The following is a 25,273-nucleotide window of genomic DNA, read 5'->3' as shown; positions in this document are numbered from 1 at the left end:
CCGTCAGGAGACGCTGACCTTCGAGATCACGGCCTGGTAGTCGCCGCTCGGCCCCACGGGCAGAGTGGTGAGCCAGACGATGAAGTACGGCGCCGACGCCGGCTCGTCGACCTTGATCGTCGTGGACTTGGAGTCCACGGTTCCGCCGCCGACCTGCGTGGTCTGATCGAGGCTGGTCGGAGACCTCTGGTCCGACGTCCGCAGCTCCACTTGGAAGCCGGGAGTGGTGGTCGTGATCGTCACCGATCGCACGGTGTTGTCGCCGCCGGTGGCGAAGAGCAGCCCCATCCCCGACTTGAGACCGCCGAACTGCGGACTGCCACGGTAGGCGTCGGTCCGCCAGGCCGGCGGGGTGCCGGTGAGCAGGTTCTGGATGTTCGGTGCGGAGTCGGGCGGTTCGCCGGACACGTCCAGGAGCGTCACCGACTTGAGGCTCACCGCCGGAGCCGCGGGAGTGCGAGCGGGTGCCGACGTCGCCGATGCGCTCTCACTCGGCAGGATCGAGTCGATATCGGACTCGGTGTTGCCCGAGCCGCCGAAGACGTTGGTCATCGCGACCACCACGGCGACGATCAGGAAGAGCACGAACAGACCGGCGCCCGCCAGCAGCGCGGTGTTGCGGCGACCCGCCTCACCCTCGCCCAGCAGGCGTTCCTTGCGCGTCCTCGACAGCGGCGCCACGGAGACCGGAGCCTCCCGGGACTCGACGCGCGGGATCATGTCGGTCTTGAGATCGACCACGGTCGCCTGGTCCAGGACGTGCTGGACGGTGGCCGCGGTGCGGATGCCCCGGTCGCCCTCGAGAGCGCGCGAGGCGACGGCCGAGATCTCGAACGGGATCTCGGGCTTCACCGCGCGCGGTGCGATCGGACGCGACGGATGCTCGGGATCGGGCTCGGCGGGCGGAATCCCGCCGACCGGCGCGGAACCCGCTGTCGCGACCGCACCGGTGGCGGCGTCGAGCGGCCAGCGGTTGAGCAGCAGCGCGTACAGGACCGCTCCGAGACCGCGGACGTCGCCGGTCCGGTCGTCACCGGGGATGACCGCCGGGAAGGCGAGGACCGCATCACCGTCGGTGCTGACGCGGATCCGGTCCGGGTGGTCGATCGACAGAGTCGCACCGGTGCGGTGCGCTGCTTCGGCGCCCGCGGCCAGAGCCCGGACCGCGCGCGCGGCACCCATCGCCGACGGCGACGTGGCCGCGACCTCCTTGAGCGAGGAGCCGTGAATCCATTCGGTGACGATCACGCCGCCGGAAGCACTGCGGACCACGTCGAGCACCCGGGCCACGCCGGCCGAGTGGAGCTGGCCGAGCCGACGGGTGCGATTCAGAATCGCGCGAGGACCGGTGTCGTCGTCGCGGTCGCCCGGCCGGATCGGCGGCGCCTTCTGTTCGGGGTCGACGAACGTGAGGCCGACTTCGCGGTCGAGTCCGGTGTCCTTGGCGCGCCAGAACTCCAGGCCGCGGGTTCCGCCCTCCTTCTCGAGGAGGCGGTAGCGCCCACCGGCGATGGCGGCGCCCGGAACCAGGCGAGGTCCGCGCGGCGGTCCCATGATGCGGGTGGCCTCACTGGACGGACCAGTCGGCGAACCGGCGGCCGGGCCGGTCGGACGGCCGCCCTTGTTGCCGTTCTGGCCCATCGGCGGAACTCCTCGTTGACGTGGTGGCCCGTAGGGCCGAGGTCGAGGACCGGGACCTCCCACAACCGGGAGGACCATGGTCTCGCCCACCGCCCCGCCGGACAACACCGAATACTCCTGCCACGTCGCGGTGCCTCGATCGAACCGGCGACGGACGTCTACTTGACCAGCGTACGGGACCGAATCGTCCGAGGTGATCCGCGGGATCTGGATGGTCATCGTCCGCGAGTCGGAGTCGTCGGCCGACGGTGTGGGTGCAGGGGCGAGTGCCGGAATGAACCGTCCGAGGAGACGCTGCACCGTGTTGCTGATGGTGACCATCTCGGGGATCTTCAGTGCGGTCAGCAGCAGGTAGGTGACGCCCAGGACGATGATCGCGGTGAATCCGAGATAGACCACCGAGCCGATCTTGCCCGCCTGCGTCGACATCTCGTCGAGCCCGGTGAGATCGGCGACGAGCCACACCGCGAGTGCGACGGCGAGCGAGACTCCGATCGCCTGATATGTCGTGCGGGTGACGTCGGAGAGCCGGGTGATGCCGAGGCGCTTGTGCAGCAGCATCTGACCGACGATCGCGCCCACCAGATAGCCCAGACCGTTGGAGAGCGAGAGCCACCGGACGATGAGCTCGGGATCGTCGAAGATCACCGGACCGAGATACGACGACGCGACCTTGACGGCCGTGATCCCGACGACCATGAGGGTCGGGGTCCAGGCGTCCTCGCGCGCATAGAACACACGCAGCTGCACGAGGGTCATCGCGTACGGAATCAACGTGAACGCGCCCCACGACAGCACCGACCCCAGCTGAGACGCGGTATCGGCGTCGAACTTGCCGAAATTGAAGATCGCGATGCCGATGGCCGGGCCGAAGAAGGTCATGAAGGCCACCGTCGGTACCAGCGCGATCATCGTCAGTCGTGTCGCGAGGGACATGTCATCGATGACGGCGTCGGTGTCGTCGGCGGCCGCGTTGCGCGAGAGACGCGGCATGATCGCGGTCAGGATGGTGACGCCGAGGACGCCGTAAGGCAGCTGGAGCAGTTGCCAGTGGGTCGCGTACACCGAGATTCCCGACGCGGTGGCGTGGGCGGCGATCCGGTAAGTGATCACGAGCCCGACCTGCAGTACCAGGACGTACGCGACGATCGCGACGGCCATGCCCCCGAACTGCCGCAGTCGGGCGTCGATACCCCACTCGAGCTTCAGATGGACGCCGACCTTGCGGAGGAAGGGCATCAGGATCGCGGCCTGCATCACCACGCCGAGCGTGGTGCCGATGCCGAGGACGAGCAGTTTCGGCTCCGACATCCGGACCGGGTTCAGCGTCATCTCGCCCGGCATCGCCCAGTACAGCACCAGCGTGGTGATCTGAACGACGTTGTTCAGGACCGGCGCCCACGCACCGGGTTTGAACAGGCCCTTCATGTTCAGAATCGCGATGAACAGCGCCGACAGTCCGTAGAAGAGGATCTCGGGCAGCAGCAGATACGCGAGTGCGGTGGTCAGCGGCCGGTTCACCTGGCCGTCGCCGACGTTCAACAGGGTCAGCAGGGGCGCCGCGACGATCGCGATGAGACTGGCGACGCCGAGCAGCACCAGCGTCAGGGTGAAGATGCGGTTGATGAAGCCTGCGCCGCCGTCGGCGTCCTCGTTCTCGGCGCGCACCAGCACCGGGATGACGATGGCGGTCAGCACCGCGCCGAGGACCACTTCGGCGATCATGCTCGGGAGCACGTAGGCGGCCTGGAAGGCAGACGCGACCGCGCCGCCGAGCATCGCCAGGACCAGGACGGTCCTGATGAATCCGGTGATCCGGCTGATCAGGGTCGCGATGGCGATGGAGCCGCCGGTGCGCATGATGCCGACGTCGGAGTCGTCGGGCTTCACCGCCGGAGCGTCCGCTCCGCCGCCGTTCGCCGCCCCGGGGCTCACCGCCGCCGGCTCAGCCCTGGCGGCGCCCGGCCCGGCGTCGCGCGGATCTCCGGTGCGCTGGTTCGGACGATTGCTCATTCACGCTCCCCGCTGTCCCTCGGCCCACTGTCCCACGGCCCAGAGTCCCCCGCCGCGCGTTCTCCGGGCAACTCGCCGTCGAGTTGCCCATCCGCGGCCCGTTCCGCCTCAAGTCTGTCCTGATAGCTCAGCGTCGCCTGTTCCAGGTCCTCCTCGTCCGGCTCCGGCCGGTCCTCGTCGGCGGGGTCGGGCTCGCCGCGGAACCGATGCCACAGCCGGCGTGCGGTCAGCAGGATCAAGATGACGGCCGCACCGACGGTGATCCAGAACAGCGGCTTGCCGTACGCGTTCGCGTAGATCGAGAGTTCGATGGGCGTGCTCAGCGGCACGTCGCTGGAGGTGACCAGCGAGATGTGCACCGTCGCCGGTTCCGAGCTCGACGCGTGGGTGGGGATCTGGAGTTGCCGGGTTCCGGCGGCCGGGATCTCGACGGTGCCGACGTCGCCCACCTCCAGGGCGCTGGGTGCGTCGATGTCCAGCCGTACCCGGATCGGAAGCGCCAGATCGTTCCGGACCACCAGGAGCAGCGGGCTCCGCTCGGAGGCCAGGGTGTATCGGCCGCTGGGATCGAGCAGGGAGACCGCTTGCTGCATGTTGCCGAGAGTGATGCCCACCGCGGTCAGCCGATCGGTGCGCTGGCCGCGCGCCACCGCGTTATCGGTGGTCGACGCGCTCGACACCGCGCGCAGCAGGTCGTCGCGCAAGGGCGCCAGGTATTCGGCCGGCGTGGTGACGGTCTCGGCGTTTCCGACCAGGGCGGCCTGCATGTGGTCGATACGGTCCAGCCGCTGACGCACCGTCTCGGCGTCGCTCTGCGTGATCGGGTATCCCGCCGCCGAGTCGGGCGAGATGTCGCCGGGCACGTCGAGTTCGGCGGGGGTGGCGGCGGCAGGCAGCTCGTCCACCACGGTCGCGAGCGGCACCGGGCGGGCGGTGCCCGAAGACAGCATGAGCTCGGCGGTGTCGTGCAGTGCCTGTGCGTCCTGCACGGTCGGTGACCAATAGGTCGGCGGCATGATGAACGCCGACCGCCCGGTGGTCGGGAGCCTGGTCGAATCCGCTTCGGCCGACGCGGTGGGCGCCGGAGCGTCGAGCATCGGGAAGGCCAGGGCGGCGGCGGCCGCCTGCCTGCGGCTCACCGCCGACTCGCCCGAGAGGTTCGGCTGCTGCCAGTTGGGAACGATCGCAGGCACCACCGGCGTGAGCCCGGCGCCTCCGATGGCCGCGCTGATCGCGATGTCGTAGCTCTGCAGATGCGTCGCCTGGCTCCGGTAACGGCCGGACGCCGATCCCGAGGTGGGTGCGCGGTCGGCGCCGAGAGGAGTCAGCGACGTGGCTGCGATGGCCGCCGAGGTGACGCCGAGTTCGGACAGCAGATCGCGGCCGGCGTCGGTGAGCGTTCCGGTGGCGGGAATGGTGAGACCGCGCACGGTCTTGACGCCGAGGATCGCATCGACGGTGTCGTACGGATTCAGCACGGCGCGCCGCGCGAGCCCGGCGTCGTTGACGGTGCGGAGGGAGTCGAGGCCGGCCTGTGCGAAAGGCAGTGCGGTGACGCACATTCGGCTCGCGACCTGCGTGAGGCCGCGCAGCCACGACTTGGCCGCCGAGGCGCCCTGCCCGTCGTGGGTGCGGGCCTCGGGGTCTGCCGGATCGTCGGTGACGACGTAGCCGTCGGCCATTCTCGTGACTGTGAGCAGCAGGTCGGGGTCGACGGCGAGACAGGTCGAGTCGCGCACCGGGTCGTCGGGACTCGCCGCCGGTTCGGTGGTTCCGGGGCCGACGGTCGGCGGAGTGTCGGAGGACGCGGTGCCCGCGAGTTGCTCCAGCGCTTGCAACGACATCCCGAGGCGGCCGTCGGGCTGCAGGGAATGGCCCAGGGCGTCGCTCGTGAGCCGCAGCTCCGCGGTGCCGCCGCCGAGGATGCCCGCGGCTTCCTGCGGTGCGGCCGCGAGCGGCCAGATCATCGTGAACGGTGCGGGGCGGGAGGTGTTCGGCGCGATCGATCCGTCCCGGCCGAGCAGTGGAGCGCCGGGCGCACCGGTGGCCGGGTCGACGTAGTTCTGCGCGCGGGTGCGGCTGGCGGGCAGCGACAGCACCGGGAGCAGCGTGCGCGAATCCGCGATCGACACGGTGCCCGCGTCGCGCGGAGTGCCGATCACGTCGACCATCAGCGGATACACCCCGGCCTCGGTGAGATCGAGACCGGTGGGGCCGTTCACGGGGACCGAGATGGTGAAATCGGCCGACTCGCCGGTTCCCAGGGTGCCGGTGACGTGCCGCGAGGTGCTGCTCACCGAGTAGTCGGCCGAGGGTGAGGTCAGTGAGCTGCGCAGCTGGAAGGACTCGGTGAGCGCGTGACCGCGCTGCAGCCGCACGCTGACGTCGCTGATCGGTTTGCCCGCGGTGTTGACCACGCGACCGCGGACAGTCACACGATCGCCGGTGGAACTGGTGACGGTGGTCGGAGTGACCTCGGTCAGTCCGAGTGTGGCGTACGACGAGGTGGAAGCCGAATCAGCGTGCGCCACAGGCACTGCGCCGACGGTCAGGGCCAGCAGGACGGCGACCGCCGACAGCACGAACAGAAGTGACGAACGCCGCGACGGGATTCGGTCAGCTGTCACCGGATGCGGTGCGACGCGGGCGCCGCCGGCGTCGACGAGGTTTCGGCGCCGGCGGCGGCTCGTTGCGTCGCTGGTTGCGTGCGGCTGCGGCTTTCTCATAGTCGTTCGGCTCGGTGCGGAGGCAGCTGGCTTCTGACTGCGCCAACCGGTGTGGGTCGCTCTGCAGATCAGCGATCACCGATTCGGCCATCCGCGCCAGACGTCGCTCGTCAGAGTACGTCAGTCGACGGGGCAGCTCGCTCAACGGGACCCACGCCACGGCGCTGACCTCGTAGTCGGCGTCCGACAGCTCGCCGCCGGTGAATCGCAGGAGGTAGTGATGCACCGTCTTGTGGATGCGGCGACCCTCGCTGACGAACCAGTAGTCGATCTTGCCGAGCGGCGCGACGATGGTGCCTTCGATGCCGGTCTCCTCGGCGACCTCCCGGATCGCGGTCTGCTCAGCCGTCTCGCCGGTCTCGATATGCCCCTTCGGAAGCGACCACATCATGCGCCCGCGCCTGTCGATGCGGCCGATCAGCGCGGCCGACAGCTCTCCGAACGGAGCGTCGATGTCGGAGAGCACCAGGCCGCCGGCCGACGTCTCGCGGACCGTGTGCAGCCGCGGTCCGCCCTCGGCCTCGGGCTTGCGTGCGGTACGGCGCTTGGTGCGGGGCATGGCCGCGGGACTGTTGGACCCGCTGCGGCGCGCCCGGCTGGCGAGATCGGACGGCTTGGTCCGCCCGTCGTCGGCGCTCTGCTGCGACCCTGCCTTCGAAGTGAGGTTCTTCGGCGCCGCGTTCTTGGCGCCGCCGTTGCCCTTCGACCCCGCGTTTCGCGGTCCCGGTTTCGGTTTCGCCGATTCGCCGGACCCCCCTTCGGCCGCAGAGTCCGTGCTCTGCTGCTGCCCGCCTCCGCGTCCGGAACGCCTGCCGCGCCGGCGTCGGCCGCGCCGATTGTGCCGGGAACGTCCGGCCTGGGTGCTTCCGCCCGCGGCCTGCGCCGCATTATCCTGAGAGCCGGAGCCGTTCGGCCCGGAGGCACCCTCGGACACCGGAGCGTCGGAATCGACGTCCGGGCGCTGCAGCGAGGGTTCAGCGGACACACCCCGATGCTAGCCGCTTGTAACCGGGTGTTAGCCGAACAGGTTGAGCGGGTCGGCAGTCGGTAGTCTGTCATCCCATGACCGACACAGCGCCACGTGGACAGATGAGCGCCGCCGAGCGCTCCGAACGGCGTACGCGACTGCTGGCGTCGGCGGCGGTGACCTTGAACTCTCTCGGCGACGTCCTGACTCCGCTGGCGGACCGGTTCGCCGAGCGCGGGCACGAGCTGTACCTCGTCGGCGGCTCGGTGCGCGACGCCGTCCTCGGCCGACTGGCGGGCGATCTCGACTTCACCACCGACGCCCGGCCCGAGACGATCGCCGAGATCCTCTCGACCTGGGGGGACGCGGTATGGGACACCGGCATCGAGTTCGGCACGGTCAGCGCCGCGCGCGGGGGCGAGACGGTGGAGATCACCACCTTCCGCTCCGACATCTACGACCAGCAGAGCCGGAACCCCGTCGTGACCTTCGGCGACACGCTCGAAGGCGATCTGCTCCGCCGGGACTTCCGCATCAACGCGATGGCGGTCCGGCTGCTCCCGGGGGGCGGTCAGGAGTTCTGTGATCCGCTCGACGGCATGGCGGATCTGCTCGCCGGCGTCATCGACACCCCGGCCGCGCCGGAGTCGTCGTTCAATGACGATCCCCTCCGAATGCTGCGCGGCGTGCGTTTCGTCTCACAGCTGGGCTTCCGGCTCTCCGACCGCGTGCGCCGCGCCATCGGTGAGATGGCCGGGCAGATCGAGCGGATCACCGCCGAGCGGATCCGGGTGGAACTCGACAAGATGATCTGCGGCGAGCATCCGATCGAGGCTGTCGACCTGCTGGTGGACACGGGTCTGGCCGAGTTGATCATTCCCGAGATCCCGGGGATGAAGCTCACCATCGACGAGCATCACCAGCACAAGGACGTCTACCAGCATTCGCTCACGGTGCTCAAGCAGGCGATCGACCTCGAGACCGGCGACCCCGACCCGGTTCTGCGCTGGGCCGCGCTGCTGCACGACATCGGCAAGCCCGCCACCCGCAGGCACGAGGAGGGCGGCGGCGTCAGCTTCCACCACCACGAGGTGGTCGGCGCCAAGATGGTCCGCAAGCGGATGCGGGCGCTCAAGTACCCGAAGGCGGTCGTCGACGACGTCTCGCAACTGGTCTTCCTGCACCTGCGCTTCCACGGCTACGGCGACGGCAAGTGGACCGATTCGGCGGTTCGCCGGTACGTCAACGACGCCGGTCCGCTCCTCGACCGGCTCCACAAGCTGGTGCGCGCCGACTGCACCACCCGCAACAAGCGCCGTGCCCGGCGTCTGCAGGAGACGTACGACGATCTCGAGCACCGCATCGCCGTGCTGCGGGAGGCCGAGGACCTCGATCGGGTCCGACCGGACCTCGACGGCAACGCGATCATGCAGCTGCTCGGTCTCCCGCCCGGCCCGGTGGTCGGTGAGGCCTGGCGGTACCTGAAGGAGCTTCGGCTCGACAGCGGGCCGATGAGCCGCGAGGACGCCGAGGCGGCTCTGCGCGCATGGTGGGCGGACCGCAACGGCGACTGATCGGGCCCGGAGCCACAGGGTAGATTCAAGGCATGTACTGCAGCGAACTCGGTGAACAGTGGCATGCAGCGAGAGTGGAACCCTCGATCGGGCATCTCGACGCCGCCTCGGCCGGGCGTTCGTCGAACGCGGTCATCACGACTCTGCACGAACACCTGATCCGCGAGGCCAGGAACGGTTCCTACATCGCCGCCGACGAACGCGCAGAGGCCCTTGAAGCCGGCCGCCGCGCACTGGGCTCGCTGATCGGCCATCGCGCCGAGGAGATCGTCTTCCGAGACAGCGCGCGGTCGGCGCTGCGGGCGCTGCTCAACACCATGGCGCTCCCGCTCTCCCCCACGGTATGGGTCGCGAAGAATGAGTTCGGTCCCAACCTGCTGGAGTTCGAACGCCGCGACTTCGCGGTCCGCACCATGCCCGAGGGCGACGTGTACGGGCACGTCGACGTCGACTCGCTGGAGAACATGCTGCAGTTCGAGCAGCCCGACTTCATCCATGTCTGCCACATCGGTTCGGCGAGCGGACTGGTGCAGCCGGTGGCGAAGATCGTCGAGGTGGCGCACAACGCGGGCGTTCCGGTGATCGTCGACATGGCGCAGTCGGTGGGGCATGTGCCCACCGTGACCGGCGCGGATGTGGTCTACGGCACCTCGCGCAAATGGCTCACCGGACCCCGGGGCGTCGGATTCATCGCCATCCGGCCCGACTCGCGCATCGACGTGCGACTGCTGCCGTCGGAATCGTTCATCGCCGGCCAGCTGGCACTCTCGACGGCGGTCGCCGAGTTCCTCGACATCGGACAGCAGCGTGTGTACACCGAGTTGGCCGGTATCGGACGGATCGCGCGCGAACGACTGCACGGGATCGGCAGTTGGGAGGTCATGGAGCCGGTCGACGAGCCTTCGGCACTGGTGACCCTGGCGCCGCCGCCCGGATGGCGACCGGCCGACGTGCAGGCCGCGCGCGACCGACTGCGGGAGATCGGGCTTCTGGTCACGGCGGCGGACTCCTGGCGCGCGCCCCTCGCCGGTGAGGATTCGCTGCTGCGGATCAGCCCTCACCTCGATGTGCGCCCGGAACAGCTGGATCAGCTCGCCAACGCCATCCGGACCATGGGGTACTGAGCCGCCGGACCATTCGGCCGCTCATCACGCGCGGTCTCGCCCCGAAAAGCGCGGATATGCACACATTGACCGATCGGCTGACCGATCTCGTCGACTCCGCCCCGGCATGGGCGGTCTACCTCATCGCGGGCGGGGTCGTCTATCTCGAGACGGCGGTCGCGGTGGTGGGACTGGTGGCCCCGAGCGAGGCAGTGCTCATCGCCGCGGGCGTGGTGGCGGCCGTCGGCAAGCCCGTCATCGGTGTGCTGATCGCGGTCTGCGCCGTGGCGGCCATCGCCGGCGACTCGACCGGCTACGCGGTGGGCGTGGTCACCGGCCCGCGGCTGGCCCGGACGCGGCTCGGCCGGAAGGTGGTCCGCCGCGCGATCGCCTCCGGCTATCGGGCGCCCGAGTCGGGCGACGCGGTCCTGGCGATCGCCTCGGCGCGCTGGGTGGGATACGTCCGGAGTGTGACGCCACTGCTCGCGGGGTCCCGGCGGATGAGATACACCCGGTTCGCTCTCGCTTCCGCGATCGGCGGAATCAGCTGGACGATGACCGTGCTGCTGGTCTCGTACGGCGTGGGCGCCACTCTGGGCGCCGAGGTCGCATTGATCGTGGGTGTCGCCGTCGGTGTCGCGGCGTTCGGATTCCTCATTTTCCGCCGCGTCCGGGCCGGCCGGGCCGAACGCCGTCGGGGCAGCGGCGGCTAAGACATGGCTGACGATCGGAACTCGGCGGTGGGTCACCCGGCTCAGCGGTGATGCGGAACCGCGCCACAACATCGAAAACATCGGAAACTTTAGAAAGTCTATTGACTATTCTAATTGTGACCGGGTACACATCATATGGGCGTCAGTACGGCGTCGAGGCCCTCCTCGTCCGCCCGGCACAGCACGCCCGCGACGCACGGACGCCGCTGTGACTCACGCCGTCTCTCTTCGCCACTGATCGAAAGGAATCCGCAATGAATTGCGGTTCACATCACGAGCACGTTAGCCGGCCTGTGGCCGAGAAGGCTTCGTCGAATCTCGGCCGCCGGAACTTCCTCCGCGCCGCGCTCGCAGGCGGGGCGGCGCTTACCGGGGCCGGTCTGGTCGCCGCATGCGGATCGACCCAACCGGTGGCCAGTTCGCCGACGCCGACGGCGATGCCACCCGATCTGCAGCAGTCGAAGTCGACGCTCGTTCCGCTCGGCACGAAGGCCGGACCGCCGCCGGCGACCGAGCGAGTGGGCATCTCGACGGCCCTGGTGGTGGACGGGAAGACCTACCTGATCGACTGCGGTCGCAGCTCGGTGACGCAGTACAAGAGGTCCGGACTGCACTACCGGGAAATGGCGGGAGTCTTCCTGACCCATCTGCACGCCGACCATGTCGCCGACTACTACAACTACTTCATGATGGCCGGTACCACCGGCGAGAAGAACGGAGACGTCGTCCCGACCGGTATCCCGGTCTACGGACCCGGATCCGCCGGAGGGCTTCCGGAAGCGCTGGGTGGCCGGCAGGTGACCACTGTCGCCCCGCAGAGTCCGACGCCCGGAACCCGCGAGATGACAGACAGGCTCCACGAGGCCTTCGCATACAACAGCAACGTCCTCATGCGCGATGCGGGTTTCCGTGACCCCCGCGACATCCCGGACATCCACGAGATCGCCATCCCGGCGGCAACCGGTGCGCGGTGGGACAACACTGCCCCCGACATGGCACCGTTCACCGTGATGGAAGACGATCGGGTCAAGGTGACGGCCACGCTCGTTCCACACGGCCCGGTGTTTCCCTCTTTCGCCTTCCGATTCGACACCGACCACGGCGCCGTCACGTTCTCCGGCGACACTCGACACTCGGAGAACCTCAACTCGTCGGACGTTCTCGTCCACGAGGCACTCCGCATCCCGCCGGATGCCGGGCTCACCGAGGACGTGATCGATCACCACCGCAAGTCTCACGTTTTCGTGAACGGAGTCGGTCCCATCGCCCAAAAGGCGAACGTGCCGTCTCTGGTCCTGTCACACATCGAAGAAACCGGGGGACGCACGATCGACCCAAGGTATGGACCGAGGAAGCCCAACGCGGATACGACGGCCGGGTCACCGTCGGCGAGGACATGATGGTCGTTCCGGTGGCGAAGCGGTGACCGGCGACCTGCCCTAGTTCTCCTCGGGATGGCGAGGGTAGGTGGACAGCAGTGGCAGGGGCCACGGCTGCCGGGCGAGCACTCGCTGCCATACGTCGACGGAGGGTTCGGCCAGCAGATCGGTGGGCAGGCCCTGGGCGACGATCCAGCTGCCCTCCGCCAGTTCCTCGTCGAGCTGACCGGCATCCCAGCCTGCGTAGCCGGCGAAGATCCGGACGCCGGTGAGCACCTGTGCCAGTTCGTCCGGATCGGCGTCGAGGTCGACCATCGCCACCGGACCGAGCACCTGGTGCAGACGCGGCTGCTTGCTGACGTCGACGCCGGTCTTCGCGACTCCGAGGCAGAGCGCCGACGAGGTCGCCACGGGACCGCCGACGAAGACCGCGCGAGGACTGGCGGCGAGCTCGGTCCACGCGGGCAGCACGTTGTACACCGCGGCGTCCGACATCCTGTTCAGAACCACGCCGAGAGTGCCCTGCTCATCGTGTTCGATCACGTAGATCACCGTGCGGGCGAACGTCGGCCCGGTGAGAGCGGTGGACGCTATCAGCAGGCTTCCCGCACTCACCTCGGGTTGATCGGTCAGATAGTCGGCGCCGGACACACCTCAATAATGACACTCAGCGCCCGGTGACGCCGCCACCCCGGCTCAAGATGAGCCGTAAACTCGACTGGTGAAGAGTTTGCAGTCGGTAACGCATGCCCCGGGGCTGTTCCGGCTGTTCGCGGTCCGTCTGCTGAGCCAGCTGAGCGACGGCGCTTTCCAAGCCGCGCTGGCCTTCTCGATCCTCTTCAACCCCGACAGGCACACCGATCCGATGGCGATCGCCGGCGGCTTCGCCGTGCTGCTGCTCCCCTACTCGCTCCTCGGTCCCTTCGCCGGCGCCCTGCTCGACCACTGGGATCGTCGACGCGTGCTCGTCTTCGTCAACCTGCTGCGGGCCGCGGCTGTGGTCGTGGTGGCGATCACCATGAGCACCGACACCGCCGAACCCGTCGTCCTGCTGTCGGCGCTGCTGGTGACCGGTTGCAGCCGGCTGGTGGCGTCGGGCCTGTCGGCGAGCCTGCCGCACGTGGCGCCGCCGCAACTGATCGTGGAGACGAATGCGGTGTTCACGACGGTGGGCGCCGCGATGCTCGCGGCCGGAGCGGGTGTCTCCGGGGTGCTGCGGATGATCTTCGGGGCCGACAACGGCGGTTCGGGCGCCACCCTGCTCGCGGGAGCGGTCTTCGCCGTGTGCTCGGCGCTGCTGGCCACCAGGTTCGCGGTTCGTCAATTGGGACCGGACCATCCGGACGGAGTCGGTCACACGGCGGCGTATTCGGTGGTCCGGGGGCTCTCGCACGGACTCGGCGCCGTGGTGCGCACGCCGAGTGTCGCCATCGTGCTGAGCGCGATCGGGACGCACCGGCTGGTGTTCGGGCTGAACACGCTGATGTTCCTCATGCTGGTGCGGAACACCGAACTCGGAGACGCTCTGGGCGCCGACGTTCGGGCCATCGCCATGATCGGCGCCTTCGTCGCTGTCGGAGCGCTGATCGCGGCCGGGACGACGCCGGTGTCGGTCCGGCGCGCCGGGCGTCGGGGCACAGTGGTCTGGGCCCTGCTGATCGGGGCGTTCGCGGAACTGATGCTGCTCTCGGTCCGTCCGGTCCCGGTGCTGATCGCGGCGCTGCTGGTCGGTCTCGCCGGACAGACGATCAAGCTCTGCGGCGACGTCGCGATGCAATGCGACATCGACGACTCTTATCGCGGGCAGGTGTTCGCGGTGCAGGACGCGCTGTTCAACACGGCCTTCGTGGCGGCGATCTTCGTGGCCGCACTCGTCATTCCGCCCACCGGCTTCAGTGTGCCGCTGATCTTCGCGGGTGCGGCGCTGTACGCCGTCGCCGCCGCCGGCGTCTGGCGGTCCGGTCAGCGGGCCGAGGGATCGGCTCCGCCCGTACTGCTGTCGGAGCCGGTGGCACGGTAGCCGACGCGCCGGTAGGCATCGGCGAAACCGTCGCCGTCGCCGTCGAGCAGGACGGTGTCGGGTCTGCCGTCGCCGTCGGTGTCGAGCGGTGTCTCGGCGGGAGGCCGGGCGGAGACGGCGCCGGTATCGGGCGGCGGGTCCGCGGCCGTCTCCCACAGTCCCCCGCCGCCGTCGGCGTAGAAGCTCTCGCGGACGCCGTCGTCGTCCAGATCGAGGGCTGCCAGATCGGCGACGCCGTCTCCGTCGGTATCCCATATCGCATCGTCGCTACGACCGTCGCCGTCGAAGTCGAGAGCGACGGCATCGAGCCGGCCGTCACCGTCGAGGTCGAGGTCGGGCGCGGTCCACCAGTGCGTCGGCGGTGCGTGTCCGGTGCCGAAGTAGTACTCGATGGCGGTGTCCATACCGATTGGACGCACCGGCGGCGACGCCGGTTCCGGGACACGCCGCCTCAGGCCTCGGTGACCGCCAGTGCCTGCTTCTCGTAACGGCTGGCCAGCATCGAGCACAGGATCAGCTGGATCTGATGGAAGATCATCAGCGGCAGCACGATGAAGCCGACGGCGCTTCCGGCGAACATCACCGATGCGAGCGGAAGTCCCGTCGCCAGTGACTTCTTGGTCCCGCAGAACTGGATCGCGATCGTGTCCTCACGGGAGAAGCCGAGACGCTTGGGCAACCAGCCGGTCAGAGCCAGCATGGCGATCACGAATACCAGCGACAGCAGGCAGACCGCGATCACGTCCCAGACGCTCACGATCGACCACATCCCCGAGACCACGCCCTCGCTGAAGGCGACGTACACCACCACCACGATGGAACTGCGGTCCACGTACTTCGTCGGTGCCGCGTACTTCGTCAGGAATCCGGCCACCAATGGCCGGCACAGCTGACCGGCGATGAAGGGGACCAGGATCTCGAGCACGATCTTGGTGACCGACGCCGCGGTGATGTGGACGCCGGCCTCCGAACTCATCAGCAGTACCACCAGCAGCGGCGTCACGAAGACGCCGAGGAGGTTGGAGGCCGAGGCGCTCACGATCGCGCCGGCGACGTTGCCCCGGGCGATGGAGGTGAAGGCGATCGACGACTGCACGGTCGAGGGCACCAGGGTCAGGTACAGCACGCCGTGTGCGAGCTGATCGCCGATGACCGGTGTCAGCGGGGGCAGCAGAACGAGCCCGATGATCGGGAACAGGACGAAGGTGAAGCTCAGAATCGTCAGGTGAAGGCGCCAGTGGGTGAGACCGTCGAGCGCCTCCCGCGGATGCAACCGGGCGCCGTAGAGAAAGAACAGCAGTCCGATCAGAATGGTGACGACCCAGTCCATGACGTCGGCGAAGGCGCCCCGCGCCGGGAAGACCGCGGCGACGACCACGGCGAGCAGTATCGACAGGACGAAACCGTCGATCGGGGAACGATCGAGAAGTCTGCGCATCGAGCTACCCGGCGTTGTGCGGGTTGTCCTCCGACAGGCACATGCCGCTCAGTGCGCACGTACCGCAGCTCGATTCGCCGCAGTCCGCGGCCGCCGCGTCGTCGTCGCCCGCGGTCTCCGAGCAGCCTCCCGCCGTCGTATCGGCGGCGCCGGAACAGCAGCCGCACCCGCCCGCGTCGGGCACCGGCACGCTCTGCGCGGCCTGGATGGCCATGCCCCCGACCGCCGAGATCACCCCGACCGCGACCACGATGCCGAACACCGCGAACAGCAGGCCCCAGCCGCCGAAGGCGAGTCCGAGACCGCCGGTGACGGCGAGGATCAGAGCAGCCCCGAGGAAGCCGGGCGCCGCGACCTTGTTGGCGACGGCGAAGGTCTCCTCCGACCGCAGCGTCTCCGGAGAACGCACACCGAGCCAGCGGTTGCGGCGGAGCGCACCGGTCAGGCCGGCGACGCCGACTCCGAGCCATCCGGCCGCAAGCACCAGCGCGAGAACTGAGACGACGGTGGACGCGATAGACACACGGTCACTGTACGACGGGCTCGTCGTCCGGGCGAAATGGATAACGGCGAGCGGGCCGCGGCGGGTTCACCTCGCGGTGGGCACTGGTCGCTTTTGGGCACCGGGACGCGAGGATTTACGCTGGTCGGGTGACTTCTGCTGATTCGACGAATCGTCCGGCCGACAGCGCCGCCCACCGGTACACCGCGCAGACCGCCGGCGAGATCGAGGCGCGCTGGCAGGAGTTCTGGACGCGGAACCAGACCTTCGCCGCCCCGAACCCGGTCGGCCCGCTGGCGGGCGACTTCTCGCACTTCTCCGGCGACTCCCCCGATGCCGAGGACAAGCTGTTCGTTCAGGACATGTTCCCGTACCCGTCGGGCGCCGGTCTGCACGTCGGCCATCCGCTCGGCTTCATCGCCAGCGACGTCTTCGCCCGCTACCAGCGGATGACCGGCAAGAACGTCCTGCACACCATGGGCTTCGACTCGTTCGGCCTGCCGGCCGAGCAGTACGCCGTCCAGACGGGCACTCATCCGCGCACCACCACCGAGGCGAACATCGAGCGGTACCTGCAGCAGATCCGCCGCCTCGGTCTCGGGCACGACGAGCGCCGCCGCGTCGCCACCACCGACATCGACTTCTACCGGTGGACGCAGTGGATCTTCCTGCAGATCTACAACGCCTGGTTCGATCCGGAGGCGAAGAAGGCGCGTCACATCTCGGAGCTGATCGAGGAGTTCGAGAACGGTTCGCGCGAGCTCGAGGACGGACGCGACTGGGTGGCGCTCAGCGCCGCCGAGCGTCGCGAGGTGCTCGACGAGTACCGCCTGGTGTACCTCAGTGACTCATTGGTGAACTGGTGCCCCGGCCTGGGCACGGTGCTGGCGAACGAAGAGGTCACCGCCGACGGTCGCAGCGAACGCGGCAACTTCCCGGTGTTCCGGAAGAACCTGCGTCAGTGGATGATGCGGATCACCGCATACTCCGACCGCCTGCTCGACGATCTCGAGCTGCTGGACTGGCCGGAGAAGGTCAAGACGATGCAGCGGAACTGGATCGGCCGCTCGCGCGGTGCGCAGGTTCAGTTCCCGGTCCCGGGGACGGACGCCTCAATCGAGGTCTTCACCACCCGGCCCGACACCCTCTTCGGTGCCAGCTACATGGTCCTGGCGCCCGAACACGAGCTGGTCGACGAGATCGTCGCCGACCAGTGGCCCGACGAGGTGGACGAGCGATGGACCGGCGGCGCGGCAACGCCCGCCGAGGCCGTCGCGGCCTACCGCGCGTCGATCGCCGCCAAGAGCGATCTGGAGCGTCAGGAGAACAAGGAGAAGACCGGCGTCTTCACCGGTGCGTTCGCGACCAACCCCGTCAACGGTCGTCCGGTGCCGGTCTTCATCGCCGACTACGTGCTCATCGGGTACGGAACCGGCGCCATCATGGCCGTTCCGGCGCACGACACCCGCGACTACGAATTCGCGCGCACCTTCGGGCTGCCGCTGCTCGAGGTGATCGGTTCGGAGCAGGGCATCGAGGAGTCGGCGTTCACCGGCGACGGTCCGCTGATCAACTCCGGCTTCCTCGACGGGCTCGGTGTGGACGAGGCCAAGGCCGCGATGATCGAGCGGCTGGAGACCGACGGCACCGGCACCGGCACCGTGCAGTACAAACTGCGCGACTGGCTGTTCGCCCGGCAGCGGTACTGGGGCGAGCCCTTCCCGATCGTGTACGACGCCCAGGGCGCCCCGCACGCGCTGCCAGAGTCGATGCTGCCGATCGCGCTGCCTGAGGTGGCCGACTACCAGCCCGTCTCCTTCGATCCCGACGATGCGGACAGCGAGCCGTCTCCCCCGCTGGCCAAGGCCACCGACTGGGTCACCGTGGAACTCGATCTCGGCAACGGTCTGCAGACCTACACCCGCGACACCAACGTGATGCCGCAGTGGGCGGGCAGCTCGTGGTACCAGCTGCGCTACATCGACCCGACCAACGACGAGACCCTGTGCGCCAAGGAGAACGAGGCATACTGGATGGGTCCGCGACCGGCGATCCACGGGCCGGACGATCCCGGCGGCCTCGACCTGTACATCGGCGGCGTCGAGCACGCGGTCCTGCACCTGCTGTACTCGCGCTTCTGGCACAAGGTCCTGTTCGACCTCGGCTACGTCACCAGCAGCGAGCCCTACCGCCGGCTGTTCAACCAGGGCATGATCCAGGCCTACGCGTACACCGATTCGCGCGGCGTCTACGTTCCGGCGGAGGAGGTCTCCGAGCGGGACGGCAAGTACTTCTACCAGGGCCAGGAGGTCACGCAGGAGTACGGGAAGATGGGCAAGTCGCTCAAGAACTCCGTCGCTCCCGACGACATCTGCCGTGACTACGGCGCCGACACCCTGCGCGTCTACGAGATGTCGATGGGTCCGCTGGACCAGTCGCGCCCGTGGGCCACCAAGGACGTGGTCGGTGCGCAGCGCTTCCTGCAGCGCGTCTGGCGCCTGGTGGTGGACGAGGAGACCGGCGGAGTCCACGTCGTCGACGAGGCGCCGTCCGACGAGGCCAACAAGGCGCTGCACCGGACGATCGAGGGCGTGCGCGACGACTTCGCGAACCTGCGGACCAACACCGCCGGTGCGAAGCTGATCGAGCTGACCAACTTCCTCACCAAGAACTACCCCGGCGGCGCGCCGCGGGAGACGGTGGAGTCGCTGGTCCTGATGCTCGCTCCCCTCGCTCCCCATCTCGCCGAGGAACTGTGGAGCCGCTTGGGCCACGACGGTTCGCTGGCGCGGGGACCCTTCCCCGAGGTCGACGAGCAGTGGCTGGTGGAGGAGAGCATCGAGATCCCGGTGCAGGTCAAGGGCAAGGTCCGCAGCCGTATCCAGGTGGCCGCGGACGCCGACGAGCCGACGGTCGTCGGCGCCGCGCTGGCCGACCCGAAGATCGCCGCGCTGCTCGACGGCGAGCCGCGCAAGGTGATCTATGTGCCCGGCAAGATGGTGAACGTGGTTCCCTGACCGCGCTCGACGGTCACACCGAGATGCGCTTGGACTCCCCCACGCCGAACATGCCGTCGACCCTCAGCGTCGCATGCTGCGCGTGGATGGTGCCCTCGTACCACCCGTACGGCGCGTAGTATTCGGCGAGGATCTTGCGTGGTCCGACGTGCATCGTCGACTGCACGGTGGGTGTGAACGTCACGTCCACCGCGCCCCCCGAGTCGCGGATGTACCAGGTGCCCCATGGGCCGTCGGGGCGGTCGACGGTGACCGCGGGCAGGCGGTGCACCTGATCGCCGATCCAGATGGCGTTCTCGTTGTAGACACCCGGATTGCGGACCTGATTGTCGGTGAGGTTGAAGCCCTCGACCACGCCGGCGGGCGTGCGCCGGACACCGGTGACCCAGTCGTACTTCATCGGCCGGGGGTAGTCGCCGTGGTGGTCGTCGAGGATCAGGAAGCCGCGACCGTCGGCGAGACCCACGTCGGCTCCGCCGATCAGCAGCGAGCCCGACGCGGGCATCATCGCCTTGTGCGAGTACAGGGCCCGGTTCTCGTCGAAGGGATGCACGATCACCAGATGACCGGCCGCACCGGGCTCGCAGTCGCCCGTGATGTGCAGGTCGAGTTCGGGTGTCAGCGCGGTGCCGTGGTGCGTCGCGTCGACGGTGACCCGGCCGCCGGGGAGCTGGTTGCCGATCTCGATCTCCAGTCCCGCGAACTCCCCCTCGGAGACGGTGCCGTCGAGTCCGCGCGCGACCGTCAGCAGCGGCGACGGGAGTTTGGTCTCCCAGCGCCGGATGGTCGCCGCGTGCTTGTCCACCACCAGGACCTGGAGCAGACCGAGGGTCTTCGCGTTGTAGACCGCACCCAGGACGAAGAGGTCGTCGTCCCCCAGTTGAAAGGCCTCCCACTCCTTCAACCCGAGGTTGCGCACGGCGCGCCGGGTGCCGGCGAGCGGACCGGAGCCGGCGGCGTCGAGCGGGTTGATGTCGGCGATCGGGCCGTCGTAGGTGCCGAAGTTGTATCGGCCGCGGGTCACCAGGGACGCGGGCGGCTCGGTGGCGACGGGCGGAAACAGTGTCATGGTCACCGATGATCGCGCAGTCGCCGATTCGTGGCAAAAGCCGCGACCCGATGATGCGGCCGAGGCGTCAGTCGCGCTCCCGCAGTCGTTCGATGTTCGCCATGGTGATGCTCAGATTCGACAGCGCCAGCATGGCCCGATACTGCGGGGTGTGCGGTCGGCACGGAACCCGACGGACGGCGTCGAAGGTCTCGGACGCCTCGCTCTTGGCCGGATTGTCGCGTCTGCGGTGCAGCAACGAGCGGCATGCGGCGTCCGACTGGGCGACCACTGCGTCGATGCCGCGCCGCACCGCGTCGGCGGCGTCGCCGTGGAAGGCCGCGGTACCGCCCTCCTTTCCGAGGATCACCGATTCCTGGGCCAGCCGGTCGGCGTGAACACCGGCGTTCTTGAGCAGCGCGGTGGCCGATCGGCGGAGGGTGCGGCGTTGACCGCCTGCGAAGGAGACCGCCATCGACGAGACGAAGGTCTCCAGTTCGCGGTGATCGGTGTCGAGCCGATGCGCCGCGTCGAGCACCGCCGTGGTCGGCCCGTGGTCGATGAGGACGTCGCCGGATCGGGTGAGGACCTCCTCGAGCGAGGCGAAGTACGCGCGGATGCGGGTGATCAGCTCGGGACGGGAACTGCTGGAGAAGATCAGGAAGGCGCACGCGACGCCGATCACCGCTCCGGTGAGGGTCTCCTCGAGCCGCAGTTCGAGGATGTGCCGGTTGAGAATCCCGAGGAGGCCGTACATGGACGACAGCAGGACGGTGACGAAGAAGGCCATCACCGCGTAGTTGAGGGGCCCCAGGTACACCATGCAGAAGACGCTGACCGCGCACAGCAGCATGAGGGGCAGCTCCGCGCCGTCGACCGCGATGCCGAAGCCGAAGCCGACGAAGACTCCGCAGACGGTGCCGATCACTCGGCGGTAGGCCCTGGTCAGGATCGCGGCACGGGTGTTGACGCCCACGAACACCAGAAACGCCGTCAGCACCGACCAGTACCAGCGTGATGCCGAGATGGCCTCGCCGGCGACGGTGGCGAGGGTGGCCGCGAGCATCACCTGCACGGCCATCCGCGTGGTCGGAGTCCACTCGCGCCAGAAACGATGCGGACCGCCTCCGGCGTCTGGGGCCTCAGCGATCTCGGCATCGCGCGCGACCGCCGGTTCGGCGTCCGTCGGCTCGTCGCTCGAGACGTCCGTGTCGGGTTCGGCAGTCGCCGCCGGATGCGGTGACTCGAGCGCCTCGCGCAGAGCGACCTGCGATTCGACCGCGCGGGCGAGGAGCGCGACCGCGAATCGCCCGGGGACGTCGGGATCGACGGCCTCCAGCGTCCGGCGAGCGCGGGCGGACGCGGCCGACCGCTCGGACGCCGGCAGGTCCGTGTCCAGCACGCGATGCATGGCGTCCAGCAGTGCGGTCAGTTCCCGGTCGGCGTTCGGCTCTGGGACCTGCGCCAGATGCAGACACGCCTGCACCAGATCGGTGCGGGCGTCGAAGACCAACCGGGTCAGTTCGTGTGCTGTCAATCCGGTACGGGCGGCGGTGTCGTATCGGCTCTGCCAGTCGGTGATCGCCATGGCGACGTCGCCGAGGCGGTCGAGCCGGGCCTGCAGTGTCGCGCGGGGCCGGCCGACGGAGCCTTCCGCCGCGCGCACGGCCGCGTCCCCGGCGCCGCGGAACTGGCGCATCAGCAGTCGCAGCGACCGGTCTGGTGCGTGCAGCAGCATGGTCGACTTGACGATCAGACTCGCCGCCACAGCGCCGACGCCGATGAGCAGCAGCGGGCCGAGATCGTCGACCGTCGGCCGCAGGAACAACGCGAAGAAGCTGGAGAAGAACGCGATCATTCCCACCGCCGACCAGCGCGGACCGAAGCGTCGCATCCAGGTGGCGACGCCGCCGATCACGACGAAGGCGGCGATCTCGACGTACCTGTTGTGTGCGAGCAATGTGGTGCCGGCGAGGCCGCCGACCACGGGAATCACCAACAGGGCCGTGGTGACGACCCGGGCCGGCGCGGTGGCGTCGCGCACGCTCAGACCCGCTTGCATCGCGAGAAACGCTCCGACCGCCAGGTAGCCGCCGTCCGCGTGGGTCGCGTTCACGATCAGCCAGGCGCACCCGGTGCTGATCAGCACAGCCACCGCTACCCCGCTCGCGTTGAGCAGCCGGGTACGGCCGGGATCGGTCCCGGCGAGTGCACGCACGGGATTCGCCGTGAATCGGACCATTTCACGATTGTGCCGAAACGGGGAGCCTGCAGACGCTTGGCAACGAACTTACTCAGTAGTAAGGTAGCGCCATGGCTATCAACCTTGAGCTCCCGGAGAAGCTGAACTCCACGGTCGAGCGCGCCCGTCTCGCTGCCGAGCACATCTTCCGGCCGATCTCCCGCAAGTACGACAAGGCCGAGCACGAGTACCCCGTCGAACTCGACGAGCTCGGGAAGATCGCCAAACAGGCCCGCGGGGGCGATAAGGACGCCGACAAGGCGGACGAGTCCGCGGAGGAGACCGTCAACGGCGCCAACCTCCGGTCAGTGCTCAACGCCCGCGAACTCGGTTGGGGCGACGTCGGTCTGATGCTGTCGATTCCGTACCAGGGCCTCGGAAACGCGGCGATCGCCGCGGTGGCGAACGACGAGCAGCTCGAGCGTTTCGCCGATGTCTGGGCCGCCATGGCCATCACCGAGCCGGGCTTCGGATCGGATTCGGCCGCCGTCTCCACCACCGCCGTCCTGGACGGCGACGAGTACGTGATCAACGGCGAGAAGATCTTCGTGACCGCCGGAAGCCGCGCCGACCACGTCGTGGTGTGGGCGACGCTCGACAAGAGCGTCGGCCGCGCCGCCATCAAGAGCTTCGTGGTGCCGATGAACGCCGACGGCGTCACCGTCGCGCGGCTCGAGCACAAGCTCGGCATCAAGTCATCCGATACCGCGGTGGTCCGGTTCGAGGACGTTCGAGTGCCGGCCGAGAACCTGCTCGGCACGCCGGAGATCCAGGTGAAGACGGGTTTCGGTGGCGTCATGCAGACGTTCGACAACACCAGGCCGGTGGTGGCCGCGATGGCCGTCGGCCTCGGGCGGGCCGCTCTCGAGGAGTTGCGCCGGATGCTCGAAGAGTCCGGTCACCAGGTCGACTACGACCGTCCGGTCGCCGCTCAGCACGCTGCCGTCGCCGAGTTCATCCGGCTCGAGTCCGACTGGGAGTCGTCGTGGATGCTCACGCTGCGCGCGGCGTGGATGGCCGACAACAAGCAGCCCAACTCCACCGAGGCGTCGATGTCGAAGGCGAAGGCCGGCCGCACCGTCACCGAACTCACCAACAAGGCCGTCGAGATCGGTGCCACGGCCGCGTTCTCCGAGACCGAACTGCTCGAGAAGTGGGCTCGCGACTCCAAGATCCTCGACATCTTCGAGGGCACACAGCAGATTCAGCAGCTGATCATCGCCCGTCGGGTGCTCGGAAAGACCAGTGCCGAGCTGAAGTAGACCTGTTCCGGCTGTGCCCGGGGCTAACCGTCCACCGCGCGCGGCATGTACATGATCACGGCGACGCCCACGAGACAGATGAGCGCGCCGATGACGTCCCAGCGGTCGGGCCGGTAGCCGTCGGCAACCATCCCCCACAGCAGGGAGCCCGCGATGAAGACGCCGCCGTAGGCTGCGAGGATGCGGCCGAACTCGGCGTCGGGCTGCAATGTGGCGACGAATCCGTACACGCCGAGTGCGGCGACTCCGGCACCGATCCACAGCCAACCGCGGTGTTCGCGCACGCCCTGCCATACGAGCCAGGCCCCGCCGATCTCGGCGACGGCCGCTAGCGCGAACAGAATGAGCGAACGGGCGACGGTCATGGCAGTCGATCATGCCAGCGGACCGGAATCGGGGCTCGCGGACGCGGTCGCGGCAATCTTTCGCGGACCCTCGCGCCAGTGGGGCGCTCCTGTTAGCCTTCCCACTAGAACATGTTTCAATTCAGGGAGTGGAAATGACTGCTGAGCAGCAGGAAACCGGACTTTCCGACAAGATCGCGGCCACCGTCGAGGCCTACATCGACGGCCTCAACTCGGGGTCGGCGGAGGACATCGTGAACCTGTACGCCGACGGCGCGACGGTGGAGGACCCGATCGGCGCACCCGTGCGCAGCACGCGTGACGAGCTCGTCGAGTTCTACAGCATCATCACCGGCCTCGAGAGCCGCGAAGCGACGCTGAAGTGGACCAAGATCGCCGGCGACACCGCGGTCTTCGAGTTCACGCTCGTGACCGGCACCGCGGGGATGAAGTTCGAGATCACCCCGGTCGACATCATGGTCTTCGACGACGACGGCAAGATCGCCGGCATGCGGGCCGTGTGGGAGCAGTCGGACCTCAAGCAGCTGTAGGTCGGACGGTCGGCCGACGCCCGCTATCGGTTGCGTGAGCCGCGCGGCCGGAGCACCACTTCGGTGGGGTGGGCGTCGGCCGGTGCGTTCACCGCTGACGCCACCGCCGCGGCGACGGTCTCCGCGCGCAGGTACTTCGACGGGTCGTACTCGGCGCCCTCGAAGGCGACGATGTCGCGCTGCATATCGGTGTCTATGCGTCCGGGGAAGATGGACGTGACCCGGAGTGCGGGTTCTTCGGCGCGCAGCCCGTCGGCCAGGGCCCGGAGCGCGAATTTGCTTGCGGCATAGGGCGTCCAATTGGCCCGCACGTTCATTCCCGCGCCGGAGTTGAGGAAGACGACGTGCCCGTCGGCGGCCCGCAACGCCGGGAGCAGCAGTCGAGTGACCTCGGCGGCCGCGATCACGTTGACATCCATCACCTGCCGCCATTCCTCGACGGGCGTGTCGGCGACGGCCTCGAGGCTGCTCGCGACTCCCGCGCTGTGAATGAGCACATCGAGACGGGCGACGGTCTCCAGAGCGGTTTCCAGGGCGGCGTAATCGGTGAGGTCCACCGGAAGAGTCACGGCGCCGTCCAATTCCGTTGCTACACGGTCGAGTTCGGCCGACCCGCGGCCGCCCAGAATCAAGTCGTGGGTCGGTGCGAGCGCTTTCGCGATCTGCGCACCGACCCCACGACTGGCACCGGTGATCAAAGCGGTAGGCATACCGTCGATCCTATTGAATGCCG

At 68.7% G+C, this 25,273-nt stretch carries 19 protein-coding genes; 8 read left to right on the top strand and 11 right to left on the bottom strand.

The genetic code is table 11. The features are described from left to right. Nucleotides 1-3 precede the first annotated feature (3 nt). Genes murJ through ACK8HH_RS18555 form a run of 3 tightly spaced genes read right to left on the bottom strand, consistent with a single transcriptional unit; the run spans nucleotide 4 to nucleotide 7,365 of the window. Nucleotides 4-3,654 carry a murein biosynthesis integral membrane protein MurJ gene (gene murJ / locus ACK8HH_RS18565; protein WP_346074743.1) on the bottom strand — a complete coding sequence of 1,217 codons (3,651 nt, stop codon included), beginning with the start codon at nucleotides 3,652-3,654 and terminating at the stop codon, nucleotides 4-6. Then, nucleotides 3,651-6,281 (bottom strand): DUF6049 family protein, encoded by a 2,631-nt coding sequence (locus tag ACK8HH_RS18560; RefSeq protein WP_412475450.1) that lies wholly within the window; start codon nucleotides 6,279-6,281, stop codon nucleotides 3,651-3,653. The genes murJ and ACK8HH_RS18560 overlap by 4 nt, the downstream gene beginning before the upstream one ends. Next, nucleotides 6,271-7,365 (bottom strand): NUDIX hydrolase, encoded by a 1,095-nt coding sequence (locus ACK8HH_RS18555; RefSeq protein ID WP_346074745.1) that lies wholly within the window; start codon nucleotides 7,363-7,365, stop codon nucleotides 6,271-6,273. Before ACK8HH_RS18555 ends, ACK8HH_RS18560 begins: the two co-directional genes overlap by 11 nt. 104 nt (nucleotides 7,366-7,469) lie before the next feature. Here ACK8HH_RS18555 and ACK8HH_RS18550 point away from each other — a divergent pair, with 104 nt between their 5' ends. From ACK8HH_RS18550 to ACK8HH_RS18535, 4 genes are all read left to right on the top strand, one after another. Continuing rightward, nucleotides 7,470-8,921, top strand: coding sequence for a CCA tRNA nucleotidyltransferase (locus tag ACK8HH_RS18550; RefSeq protein ID WP_412475740.1), 1,452 nt, complete (start codon nucleotides 7,470-7,472; stop codon nucleotides 8,919-8,921). Nucleotides 8,922-8,953: 32 nt separating this feature from the next. Next, complete coding sequence (locus ACK8HH_RS18545) at nucleotides 8,954-10,045, top strand: aminotransferase class V-fold PLP-dependent enzyme (protein ID WP_006896746.1); 1,092 nt, start codon at nucleotides 8,954-8,956, stop codon at nucleotides 10,043-10,045. 56 nt (nucleotides 10,046-10,101) lie between these two features. Further along, nucleotides 10,102-10,737 carry a DedA family protein gene (locus ACK8HH_RS18540; RefSeq protein ID WP_006896745.1) on the top strand — a complete coding sequence of 212 codons (636 nt, stop codon included), beginning with the start codon at nucleotides 10,102-10,104 and terminating at the stop codon, nucleotides 10,735-10,737. Between the two features lie 293 nt (nucleotides 10,738-11,030). Next, the gene (locus tag ACK8HH_RS18535) at nucleotides 11,031-12,137 is read left to right on the top strand and encodes an MBL fold metallo-hydrolase (RefSeq protein WP_412475449.1); all 1,107 of its coding nucleotides are present in this window, start codon (nucleotides 11,031-11,033) and stop codon (nucleotides 12,135-12,137) included. Nucleotides 12,138-12,176: 39 nt separating this feature from the next. On the opposite strand, the gene ACK8HH_RS18530 is transcribed toward ACK8HH_RS18535, so the two are convergent. Next, the gene (locus ACK8HH_RS18530; RefSeq protein ID WP_045537089.1) at nucleotides 12,177-12,767 is read right to left on the bottom strand and encodes a YqgE/AlgH family protein; all 591 of its coding nucleotides are present in this window, start codon (nucleotides 12,765-12,767) and stop codon (nucleotides 12,177-12,179) included. A gap of 70 nt (nucleotides 12,768-12,837) precedes the next feature. Here ACK8HH_RS18530 and ACK8HH_RS18525 point away from each other — a divergent pair, with 70 nt between their 5' ends. Continuing rightward, nucleotides 12,838-14,136 carry an MFS transporter gene (locus ACK8HH_RS18525; protein ID WP_412475448.1) on the top strand — a complete coding sequence of 433 codons (1,299 nt, stop codon included), beginning with the start codon at nucleotides 12,838-12,840 and terminating at the stop codon, nucleotides 14,134-14,136. Here ACK8HH_RS18525 and ACK8HH_RS18520 read toward each other — a convergent pair. The 3 genes from ACK8HH_RS18520 to ACK8HH_RS18510 are packed head-to-tail and all read right to left on the bottom strand — an operon-like array spanning nucleotide 14,079 to nucleotide 16,097. Beyond that, a complete protein-coding gene (locus tag ACK8HH_RS18520; RefSeq protein ID WP_412475447.1) occupies nucleotides 14,079-14,540 on the bottom strand; it encodes a hypothetical protein in 462 nt (153 codons plus the stop codon). The genes ACK8HH_RS18525 and ACK8HH_RS18520 overlap by 58 nt on opposite strands. Before the next feature lie 47 nt (nucleotides 14,541-14,587). Then, entirely contained in the window at nucleotides 14,588-15,574 is a 987-nt protein-coding gene (locus ACK8HH_RS18515) for a bile acid:sodium symporter family protein (protein ID WP_412475446.1), read from the bottom strand. Between the two features lie 4 nt (nucleotides 15,575-15,578). Next, nucleotides 15,579-16,097, bottom strand: a complete 519-nt coding sequence (locus tag ACK8HH_RS18510; RefSeq protein WP_006896739.1) for an SdpI family protein — start codon at nucleotides 16,095-16,097, stop codon at nucleotides 15,579-15,581. Nucleotides 16,098-16,225: 128 nt separating this feature from the next. On the opposite strand from ACK8HH_RS18510, the gene leuS reads away from it, so the two are divergent. Then, nucleotides 16,226-19,093 carry a leucine--tRNA ligase gene (leuS, locus tag ACK8HH_RS18505; RefSeq protein WP_412475445.1) on the top strand — a complete coding sequence of 956 codons (2,868 nt, stop codon included), beginning with the start codon at nucleotides 16,226-16,228 and terminating at the stop codon, nucleotides 19,091-19,093. A 13-nt stretch (nucleotides 19,094-19,106) separates the two neighbouring features. Here leuS and ACK8HH_RS18500 read toward each other — a convergent pair whose 3' ends face one another. Beyond that, nucleotides 19,107-20,162: a DUF2804 family protein gene (locus tag ACK8HH_RS18500; protein WP_412475444.1), complete on the bottom strand. Its 1,056-nt coding sequence runs from the start codon at nucleotides 20,160-20,162 to the stop codon at nucleotides 19,107-19,109. Nucleotides 20,163-20,229: 67 nt separating this feature from the next. Then, on the bottom strand, nucleotides 20,230-22,383 hold the full coding sequence (locus ACK8HH_RS18495; RefSeq protein WP_412475443.1) for an FUSC family protein: 2,154 nt from the start codon (nucleotides 22,381-22,383) through the stop codon (nucleotides 20,230-20,232). A gap of 71 nt (nucleotides 22,384-22,454) precedes the next feature. Here ACK8HH_RS18495 and ACK8HH_RS18490 point away from each other — a divergent pair, with 71 nt between their 5' ends. Next, nucleotides 22,455-23,645, top strand: a complete 1,191-nt coding sequence (locus tag ACK8HH_RS18490; RefSeq protein ID WP_006896735.1) for an acyl-CoA dehydrogenase family protein — start codon at nucleotides 22,455-22,457, stop codon at nucleotides 23,643-23,645. Nucleotides 23,646-23,668: 23 nt separating this feature from the next. On the opposite strand, the gene ACK8HH_RS18485 is transcribed toward ACK8HH_RS18490, so the two are convergent. Next, on the bottom strand, nucleotides 23,669-24,010 hold the full coding sequence (locus tag ACK8HH_RS18485) for a YnfA family protein (RefSeq protein WP_006896734.1): 342 nt from the start codon (nucleotides 24,008-24,010) through the stop codon (nucleotides 23,669-23,671). Between the two features lie 134 nt (nucleotides 24,011-24,144). On the opposite strand from ACK8HH_RS18485, the gene ACK8HH_RS18480 reads away from it, so the two are divergent. Next, the gene (locus tag ACK8HH_RS18480; protein WP_006896733.1) at nucleotides 24,145-24,540 is read left to right on the top strand and encodes a nuclear transport factor 2 family protein; all 396 of its coding nucleotides are present in this window, start codon (nucleotides 24,145-24,147) and stop codon (nucleotides 24,538-24,540) included. A 23-nt stretch (nucleotides 24,541-24,563) separates the two neighbouring features. Here the strand turns inward: ACK8HH_RS18480 and ACK8HH_RS18475 are convergent, their stop codons facing one another. Continuing rightward, the gene (locus ACK8HH_RS18475) at nucleotides 24,564-25,250 is read right to left on the bottom strand and encodes an SDR family oxidoreductase (RefSeq protein ID WP_006896732.1); all 687 of its coding nucleotides are present in this window, start codon (nucleotides 25,248-25,250) and stop codon (nucleotides 24,564-24,566) included. Nucleotides 25,251-25,273: the final 23 nt, after the last annotated feature.

Origin of the sequence: Gordonia sp. LUNF6, from assembly GCF_047041125.1 — a bacterium.
Lineage (GTDB): Bacteria > Actinomycetota > Actinomycetes > Mycobacteriales > Mycobacteriaceae > Gordonia > Gordonia sihwensis.
The sequence above is the reverse complement of the archived record's forward strand: the minus strand, read 5'-3'. Positions and strand labels throughout refer to the sequence as shown.

Bases quoted from the DNA above. Each gene is read 5' to 3' on its own strand.
- ACK8HH_RS18500 (WP_412475444.1), bottom strand. From the start codon at position 20,162: ATGACACTGTTTCCGCCCGTCGCCACCGAGCCGCCCGCGTCCCTGGTG.
- murJ (WP_346074743.1), bottom strand. From the start codon at position 3,654: ATGAGCAATCGTCCGAACCAGCGCACCGGAGATCCGCGCGACGCCGGG.
- ACK8HH_RS18540 (WP_006896745.1), top strand. From the start codon at position 10,102: ATGCACACATTGACCGATCGGCTGACCGATCTCGTCGACTCCGCCCCG.
- ACK8HH_RS18480 (WP_006896733.1), top strand. From the start codon at position 24,145: ATGACTGCTGAGCAGCAGGAAACCGGACTTTCCGACAAGATCGCGGCC.
- ACK8HH_RS18520 (WP_412475447.1), bottom strand. From the start codon at position 14,540: ATGGACACCGCCATCGAGTACTACTTCGGCACCGGACACGCACCGCCG.
- ACK8HH_RS18495 (WP_412475443.1), bottom strand. From the start codon at position 22,383: ATGGTCCGATTCACGGCGAATCCCGTGCGTGCACTCGCCGGGACCGAT.
- ACK8HH_RS18485 (WP_006896734.1), bottom strand. From the start codon at position 24,010: ATGACCGTCGCCCGTTCGCTCATTCTGTTCGCGCTAGCGGCCGTCGCC.
- ACK8HH_RS18475 (WP_006896732.1), bottom strand. From the start codon at position 25,250: ATGCCTACCGCTTTGATCACCGGTGCCAGTCGTGGGGTCGGTGCGCAG.
- ACK8HH_RS18490 (WP_006896735.1), top strand. From the start codon at position 22,455: ATGGCTATCAACCTTGAGCTCCCGGAGAAGCTGAACTCCACGGTCGAG.
- ACK8HH_RS18550 (WP_412475740.1), top strand. From the start codon at position 7,470: ATGAGCGCCGCCGAGCGCTCCGAACGGCGTACGCGACTGCTGGCGTCG.
- ACK8HH_RS18545 (WP_006896746.1), top strand. From the start codon at position 8,954: ATGTACTGCAGCGAACTCGGTGAACAGTGGCATGCAGCGAGAGTGGAA.
- ACK8HH_RS18515 (WP_412475446.1), bottom strand. From the start codon at position 15,574: ATGCGCAGACTTCTCGATCGTTCCCCGATCGACGGTTTCGTCCTGTCG.